Genomic DNA, 7,715 nt, shown 5'->3' with positions numbered 1-7,715 from the left:
ACGGTGGTCATCAGGCCGGATTACGCCAGCTTATGGATAGCGCTTCATCCGGCCTGATGCCCCCCTGCGTTGCGCTGAAGCATACCGATCAATGGTGCGTCAGGCGCGGTGCAGACTGTCCAGATAAACCTATCAATTCCTCGAACGGGTAAAGCCCATCGTTGACCGTTGGTCACGGGGCTACGATCCGGCCGATAGCGAAGAGATACAGATCTCGGTCGCGAATGAACTCGGCGATCGGCTTAATGAAGCCCCTCCGTCACGTACGGCCGAATATCTTGAGGTCGACGCGGCGACCGTCGTCAAGCAGGCGACGCTCCGTGCGATCGGGCCAAACCGTCCCAAGGCGCAGGCATTTCAGTCGGCAGATTGCGATGACGACGGGCAGTACACGCCGATAGTCGAACGTCTCGCATCGGAGGAACTCAACCCTGAAGAGCATTTGCTCGCGCGGGAAGAGGACGAGGCCGGCGGCGCTCTCAGGTATCTCAACGCGGTGACGGATCCGCGGCACCGGGAAGCCTTTATCCTCCGGCACATTTACAATTGGCCGCTCAAAGATGGCCCGGATGGCGTACCTACCCTCTGCGAGAAGTTCAAACCGGTGAGCGAACGCCAAATTCGAAATTGGATAAACACTGCAATTGAGCAAATGCGCGAAGCGCATGGAGAAGAGTCATGAACCGTGTGGATCAGCCAACGGCGGATGACGTCATCCTTGACCTCCTCATCGACGGCGTCGAGCCGACGCATGAGAATCTCGTGGTTGCGATCGCCGCCTATCCCCAGCATCGCGATGCGCTGGTGGCGTTTTTCGCCAATCTTGCCGTGCAAACGGCTTTGAAGGACGAGCCGGCACCCTCCGGCTGCAGTGTTGAGCAATTTGCGAATATTGGCGTGAGCCGAGTTCTGGTCCGCCGTCACGAGGCACCGGGACAAACCTCAACGGATATCGACGACACAAGCGGAGAGGTTGAAATCAAATCAATGCCTCCGCGCCTCTCGCAGCTGATCCGTGCGCGCGGCCTTACGGAAGACGAGGTCGCCGTCCGTGTTGGTCTCGATGCAGGATTGATGATGAAGCTGGACCGACGCCGCATCGTCGGGCGGCGTCCTTTGGAAATGTTCCGTCGGATCGCCGGTGAGATTCGCTTGCCGCCAGCGCATGTGATTGCCTCGGCCACCGGCGCGCCGATCCCGTCCTCCAGGGGCAATCTGCGCAAGGCCAAAAGGCCAATAAAGATCGAAACCGAGACGTTTGACGTGGCCATCAATGCCTCGACGCTATCGGATGATCTCAAGGCCTTTTGGTTGCGGCAACTGGCGGACTCGGATGAACCGGCGGCATGAGCGCCTGGTCTGAACTGCGCAGCCAAGCTGCAGCTTGGCACGACGAGCTGAACCCCCATGCTGACCTGCTTCGGGCGGTTGATCTCCTCGCCGCAGCCGCACTGGCCAGCGGCGTCAAGGTCCTGGTGCTCCCCAAGGACGATGCGCTGCTGGACAACACCGAGGCGTCCTATGATCCCGATGGTCCGAGAATTCTGGTCTCGGCAGCGCTTAGCGACGAGGACCGCGCCTTTCACATCGCCCATGAATATGGGCATCACCGGTTGCACCATCCGAAGGGCGGCTGCCACGATGATGACGTCGATCCCTATACGATCGCCGAACCCGAGAGCTCGGCGGTCGGCGACAGCGACGCCTATAGTCCGAAGCAGCGTCGTGAAGCGCAGGCAAATGTCTATGCCCGCGAACTTCTGCTGCCTCGTCGGCGCCTCAGGGCGGCGTGCATCACGCACAAGCTTACGGCGGACACTATCGCCGCCGATCTGGGGCTTCCGTTGAATCTGGTCCAGCAACAGATGGCCGATGCACTCTTGCTTCCCGAAGATCGGCCGCCGGATCCCGTTGGCGAGCGTCCGTCGCTGGATGGCAGCCAGCGACTTGCGGCAGAGGTGGATCCGGGGCCTGTACAGGTGCGAGCCGGACCCGGCACCGGCAAAACGCGGACGCTGGTGGCCCGGGCAGCGTGGCTCATATCCCACAAGCAGGCCGATCCGGCGTCCATTCTGGCCCTGACCTATTCCAATGCTTCGGCCGAGGATCTTTCACGCCGGTTACGTCTCGAACTTGGAGGTGCCGCTACCGCGGTCTGGTGCAGCACTTTTCACGCCTTTGGGCAGGAACTGCTGCGCCTCTACGGAGATCGGCTCGGCCTGCCCGGTTCTCCGAAACTCCTGGACAGGGCGGACTCGCTGTTCCTTCTTGAGTCGGAACTCGAGCACCTCAAGCTCGACTATTATTTTGACCTGCAGGAGCCGCTACGTGGGCTCAAGTCGGTACTGAACTCCATATCGCGCGCGAAGGATGAGCTGTGCGACCCGCAGACCTACCGTGCGCGGGCGCAGGCCATGCCGGTGGGCGAGGCCAGGGACAAGGCCCTGGAAGCGGCCCATATCTATGAAGTTTACCAGAAGGCACTCGAAACCCGGGGGTGGGTGGATTTTGGCGATCTTATCGCGCGCACTGTCGAACTGCTGAAGAACCACGCCGATGTCGCCGCTGAAATCCGGCAGACCTACCGACACATCCTTGTCGACGAATATCAGGACATGAACAAGGCGAGCGCCGCCTTGCTCAAACAGCTTGCCGATCCTGCTGTAGGTCCCTGGGTCGTCGGCGATGTCCGGCAATCGATCTATCGGTTCCGCGGTGCCTCGCCGCTCAATTTGAGCCGCTTCGCCGACGCCTTCCCCGGCGCCGACTTCAAGGATCTGGAGGTCAATTACCGTTCCGGTGGGAAAATTGTCGGCCTGTTTGAACGCTATGGGCGAACGATGACAGCCGCCGCCTTTGCGTCCAAGAACGAGCTGACACCGAACCGCGGCAAGGACAGCGGCGAGATTGCGTACCGCGTTGCCAGCGAGCGCGAATCCGAAGCCGAGGGGCTGGCTCAGGAAATCCTGACGCGCCGTACCCAGCAAGGCGGGTTCAGGCAGCACGCCGTTCTGGCGCGGACCCACGGCGTACTCAGCACCCTGGCGGCGCATTTCCAGCGCGCGGGTGTGCCGGCGCTCTATTTCGGCGATTTCTTTGAACGGCCAGAAGTGCGCGACCTATTGTCCCTGATCTCGGTCGCCGGAGAGAATGACGGTGTTGGTCTGCTCCGTGTCGCCCAGTTTTCGCGCTACGCAGTGCCCGTGCCAGACATCCTGGAGATGTTTCGCTTCAGAAAAGACTTGGACCTCACCATGCTGGCCGCGCTGAGGCGCACAAACGAAGCCAACTTGTCGGCGGAAGGCCGAGCCGGGCTTATGCGGTTGGCGGATGATCTTGCCAGCGCTGACTTCAAGACCCCGCCGCACGCCCTCATCTCCGCCTTCCTGTTTGGCAAGGCGGCCGCGGTCTACAGCGCGCCCTTCGCCGGGGACGACGTGGCGGCGCAGCAACGCCAGCTCGCTGTCTATCAGCTTCTCACCTTGGCGTTTGGCCACCGGCCACCAGGGAACCGCAGCCCCAATCGCGACTTCCTCGAGCACATCCGCCGCCTCGAGGTTCTCGACGAAGAGAAGGAACTCCGCCGTCTTCCCGCCGCAGCGTCAGGCATCGATGCGGTCCAGCTGATGACGGTGCATGCCGCCAAAGGGCTGGAGTTCCAGCACGTTTACATCCCATCTGTCAGCCCATCCTATTTCCCGCCGAACGCCCGGCCTGATCTCTGCCCCTTGCCGCCCGGCATCGCGGTGGAGGACGCGCTGATGACGAGCGAGGCCGAAGAAGAGAGCCTGATGTTCGTGGGCCTCTCTCGCGCGAAGGATCGCCTGACCGTGTCCCGGGCCAACCGCTACGGCGGATCGTCCAGGCCCAACCCGTCAAAATTGCTCAAGCCGCTGTCGCCCATTCTTGCGCCCGGAGGCGAGCCTGCGCCGCAATGGACGGCTGCCGGGTCGGCAGATCCTAGCCCGGTGCCGCAAAGAGCTCCTGACGGCATGTCACCGGAGCTCGCCGTCACCGCCCTCGAAGACTATCTCGCCTGTCCTCGGCGCTACTATTACGGTGAAGCTCTGGGACTGTCGCGCCGACTCGCGGACACGCCATACCTTCGATTTCATGGTGTCATCCGCGCGGGGCTGGATTGGCTGCGCGAACAGCCAGCCCGGTCAGCCGCCGACGTCGCTGTCCACCTGGACACCAGTTGGCTGGAGCGCGGCCCCGCCGACCACCCCGCAGCGATGCACTACAAGGGCACGGCGCAGCGGATGCTCGTCAATGCCGGCGCAGCCATGAGCGGTCATGCATTGAAGACCGAACGGCGCCTGACAATCGAGGGGGTGACCATCATTGCCCGGGCCGATCACATCCAGAAGGCCGGAGGCGGCATCGTCATTCAGCGGATGAAGGCCGGGCGGCTTGCCAAGAGCGGAGAAATGCCCAAGGCCCGCTATGCGCTCCTGCAGGCCATGGTGAAGCAAGACGAAGGGGTTACAGCCAGCTTCTTGCATATCTCGCTTCTCGACGGTGTTCAGAAGGACGCCACGGCCGCCGCCGGCAAGCTGACCGAGGCGCTCGACGGGGCGGCGCACGCGTTGAGCGGGATTTCCGCAGGTCGTTTTGATCCGAAGCGCAGCAGCCGTGACTGCCCGACCTGCCCATTCTTCTTCATCTGTCCTGCCGACGGGCTGCGCCTCTAGCAATCTAGCAAAAAAATCCGGTCGTTCGATTTCCGGTTTCGCGCAGAGCGCTCTTGAACCTCTTGCGGCGGCAAAAACTGCCCCATCGAAGCAAGAGGTAACCCAAAAATGACGAAACTTAAACTGTTCATGCAGATCGAGGGCCGCCGGTCCATCGAACTGATCGAGGTCGCCGAGGACGCCGGCCCCGACGCAATCCTCGCGGCTGCGGCGGCCCTTGGCCTCGCTATCGAAGAGGCGATGGTCTTCTCCGGCGAAGACGAGCACCCGCTGCATATGGACAAACCGCTCCACCATCAGGGCGTCAAGGACAAGCACCGGGTCCATGTGCACCGCTGCAAGAAGATCGGCGTCACACTGCACTACGCCGACACGCCTGAAGTTCGCCACGCGTTCCCACCCACGGCGACGGTGAACCACGTCAAACGCTGGTATGTGCGCGATCTCGAGATGGCCCCGGTCGATGCCAGCGAGCACGTCTTGCAGATCACCGGAACCAACGACCGGCCGGACCCGGATGTTCAGATCGGCGCCCTTGTGACTGGTTGCTGCGAGCTCGCGTTCAGCCTGGTGCCCATCAAGCGCGTCGAGGGCTAGCATGACTACGGAGCTCGCCCGTCCGGATGCGCAGGCATTCCTGGACGAGGTAGCCGACGGTGCTTTCGAGCTCGCCGTCTACCTCGGCCGGTGGCGCATTGTCCGCATCGCCTGGCCAATTGTCGAAATCGAGGTCACAGCCGCGCCCCGGTCCGGTGCTCCTGATGCGTACGGCTTTCGGTTCGATTGCACAGGCTATCCGCAAGACCCACCCACCGCGCGGCCTTGGCTCCTTGCCAACGACACGGCTTTGCCCTTTGCCTTGTGGCCCGCCGGTTCTCGTCGGGTCTCGGCGGTATTCCGCCCGGACTGGCAGAACGGGACCTGCCTGTATGCGCCGTGCGACCGAATGAGCATCGCCGGTCATGCGAACTGGCGTCAGGAGCACGCTGCCCACATCTGGCGCCCCGAGAAGGGCATCCAGCAATACCTCGAATTCCTGCACGAACTACTGAACAGCCTTGATTACATGGGAGTGCGCGGTGGCTGACAAACTTGTGATCCCGCGTGCCCAATGGCTTGCCCTCATGGCCGAGCTGCGCCGCCGCGGCGGCGGCAGGACCGAAAGCGGTGCGTTCCTGCTTGGCAAGCGCCAAGGCGATCGGCGCCTGTTCGAGCGGTGCGTGTTCTACGACGAACTCGATGCGAATGCCTACAGCACCGGCGTGTGCGTTCTTTATGCCGACGCCTTCGAGAGGCTTTGGGAATTCTGCCGGACTACGGGCCTTCAGGTGCTCGCCGACATCCACACCCATGGCGGCGCCGCGACCCAGAGCGAGGCCGACCGATGCAATCCGATGATCGCGCGGCCCGGTCACATGGCCCTCATCGTCGAACGCTTCGCCAGCAGTCCGGTGTGGCGACACCGCATGGGCCTCTACCAATACGAGGGGGCACACGCCTGGATCAATTTGAGCGGTTGGCGCAGCCGCCGCATCCTCAAAACGGGAACATTTGCATGATGACCCACATGATCACCGAAATAAGCCCTGATGCCCTGCATAGGGGTGTCAAGATGGCCTTGGACAATGGCGAGGCCGACAGCATCGAAGCTGCTTACGCCCTGTTCGCGAGCTATCGTATGGCGATCGGCCTTGGCACCGCTGGCGGCCAATCACTCGCCGTCCAGGCCGCTTTGCTGACCATGGTCAACTGCGGGCGGCGAGGCTTGCTGGGCGGAGTGGAAGTGGTTGGCGATCTCAACGTCCCCTTGCTGGTCGATCTACCGGGGCTGGGCGAAACCCTGGGCGACGCGATTGTGACGCTCGGAGGAAAGCCTCGAGGCGATCCCTCGCCGCAAACGCCGCTCGCCTGGCTCGGCGACGGGGCACCAGCGGGGGCGCTGCAGGTCACCTTCGGCGACTGGCGCGCAGGCGTGTTCGTCGCCGGCGAGGGCGAGCGGCTCCCAGAAGGCGCGAAAGACATTCCCGCTGCGGTCCTGGCTGGTGCCCTGGCTGTCGCTGAAATATTCCAGCGTCTGCGGGGCAATCCGATGGCGGGAGACCGAGACGTGGGTCTGTCCCTATGGGATCCGCGTGCACCCTGGCGCAGCGCCTCGGGCCCCGTGGAATGGGTGGCGCCGACCAAGCTTTGGGTTCTGGGACTTGGCCACCTAGGCCAGGCCTTCCTGTGGACGCTGGGCCTGCTCCCATTCGAGCGCCCGGCCGACGTCGAACTCACGCTTCAGGATTTCGACCGCCTGGCCCTAGCGAACGACAGCACATCCATGCTGACAAGCGTCGACATGGTCGGCCGCCTCAAGACTCGCGAAGTCGCGGCATGGGCAGAGGCACGGGGATTTCGGACACGGCTCGTCGAGCGACGCTTTGGCGGCGATATCACCTTGGCCGAGGACGACCCGCGCATCCTTTTCTGCGGCGTCGACAATGCCGAGGCACGGGCGGCTCTGGAAGATCCCCGCTTCGATCTGGTGGTCGATGCAGGCCTTGGCGCGGGTCCGCATGAGTACCTCGCCATGCGGCTTCACACGTTCCCCGGCTTGGTCACGGCGCGCGCGCGATGGGGCGAGGCCTCCAGCACACGCACTGCGGACGCCAAGGCGGTAGCGGAGGCGAGTGCCTATCAGGACCTAGTGGCGCGTGGCCTGGATGATTGCGGTTTGCTGGAGATCGCATCAAGGACCGTTGGCGTACCCTTTGTAGGGGTTATCGCCGCTACCCTTGCACTGATGGAGATCGTCCGCCGCTTAAACCAAGGTCCCGGCCTGGGCGTACTTGACCTGACCCTTCGAGACCTCAGCGCCATGCAAGGCGTCGCGGGCCAGACGCTCAAGCGATTTAGAGCGGTTTCCACACGAACTGACTCGTCAGGGATTCCCTTCGCGGCGCCGTTGTGATTCAGACTTCCTGCTGGTGTCAGGAGGCCAGCATGGATGGCACGAACGCTTTCACAGGATCTTCGGGA

General features: G+C 63.0%; 7 protein-coding genes. 6 read left to right on the top strand and 1 reads right to left on the bottom strand.

Annotation, left to right across the window (positions count from 1 at the left end; all coding sequences use genetic code 11):
- Positions 1 to 259: 259 nt before the first annotated feature.
- A complete protein-coding gene (locus EH199_RS23860) occupies positions 260 to 667 on the bottom strand; it encodes a hypothetical protein (RefSeq protein WP_124811515.1) in 408 nt (135 codons plus the stop codon).
- Between the two features lie 11 nt (positions 668 to 678).
- Here EH199_RS23860 and EH199_RS23855 point away from each other — a divergent pair, with 11 nt between their 5' ends.
- The 6 genes from EH199_RS23855 (at position 679) to EH199_RS23830 (ending at position 7,647) form a co-directional block, all read left to right on the top strand.
- The gene (locus tag EH199_RS23855; protein ID WP_124811514.1) at positions 679 to 1,350 is read left to right on the top strand and encodes a hypothetical protein; all 672 of its coding nucleotides are present in this window, start codon (positions 679 to 681) and stop codon (positions 1,348 to 1,350) included.
- Positions 1,347 to 4,694, top strand: a complete 3,348-nt coding sequence (locus EH199_RS23850; RefSeq protein ID WP_124811513.1) for an ATP-dependent helicase — start codon at positions 1,347 to 1,349, stop codon at positions 4,692 to 4,694. Before EH199_RS23855 ends, EH199_RS23850 begins: the two co-directional genes overlap by 4 nt.
- 108 nt (positions 4,695 to 4,802) lie before the next feature.
- Positions 4,803 to 5,291, top strand: a complete 489-nt coding sequence (locus tag EH199_RS23845; RefSeq protein WP_124811512.1) for a hypothetical protein — start codon at positions 4,803 to 4,805, stop codon at positions 5,289 to 5,291.
- Position 5,292: 1 nt separating this feature from the next.
- The gene (locus EH199_RS23840) at positions 5,293 to 5,781 is read left to right on the top strand and encodes a hypothetical protein (RefSeq protein ID WP_124811511.1); all 489 of its coding nucleotides are present in this window, start codon (positions 5,293 to 5,295) and stop codon (positions 5,779 to 5,781) included.
- The gene (locus tag EH199_RS23835) at positions 5,774 to 6,253 is read left to right on the top strand and encodes a Mov34/MPN/PAD-1 family protein (protein ID WP_124811510.1); all 480 of its coding nucleotides are present in this window, start codon (positions 5,774 to 5,776) and stop codon (positions 6,251 to 6,253) included. The genes EH199_RS23840 and EH199_RS23835 overlap by 8 nt, the downstream gene beginning before the upstream one ends.
- Complete coding sequence (locus EH199_RS23830) at positions 6,250 to 7,647, top strand: thiamine biosynthesis protein ThiF (RefSeq protein ID WP_124811509.1); 1,398 nt, start codon at positions 6,250 to 6,252, stop codon at positions 7,645 to 7,647. The genes EH199_RS23835 and EH199_RS23830 overlap by 4 nt, the downstream gene beginning before the upstream one ends.
- Positions 7,648 to 7,715: the final 68 nt, after the last annotated feature.

The organism is Novosphingobium sp. LASN5T, from assembly GCF_003856955.1.
GTDB lineage: Bacteria > Pseudomonadota > Alphaproteobacteria > Sphingomonadales > Sphingomonadaceae > Novosphingobium.
The sequence above is the reverse complement of the archived record's forward strand: the minus strand, read 5'-3'. Positions and strand labels throughout refer to the sequence as shown.

What these genes read in the sequence shown, in the direction of transcription:
- EH199_RS23850 (WP_124811513.1), top strand. Translation starts at nt 1,347, where the DNA reads ATGAGCGCCTGGTCTGAACTGCGCAGCCAAGCTGCAGCTTGGCACGAC.
- EH199_RS23855 (WP_124811514.1), top strand. Translation starts at nt 679, where the DNA reads ATGAACCGTGTGGATCAGCCAACGGCGGATGACGTCATCCTTGACCTC.
- EH199_RS23840 (WP_124811511.1), top strand. Translation starts at nt 5,293, where the DNA reads ATGACTACGGAGCTCGCCCGTCCGGATGCGCAGGCATTCCTGGACGAG.
- EH199_RS23860 (WP_124811515.1), bottom strand. Translation starts at nt 667, where the DNA reads ATGCGCTTCGCGCATTTGCTCAATTGCAGTGTTTATCCAATTTCGAAT.
- EH199_RS23845 (WP_124811512.1), top strand. Translation starts at nt 4,803, where the DNA reads ATGACGAAACTTAAACTGTTCATGCAGATCGAGGGCCGCCGGTCCATC.
- EH199_RS23830 (WP_124811509.1), top strand. Translation starts at nt 6,250, where the DNA reads ATGATGACCCACATGATCACCGAAATAAGCCCTGATGCCCTGCATAGG.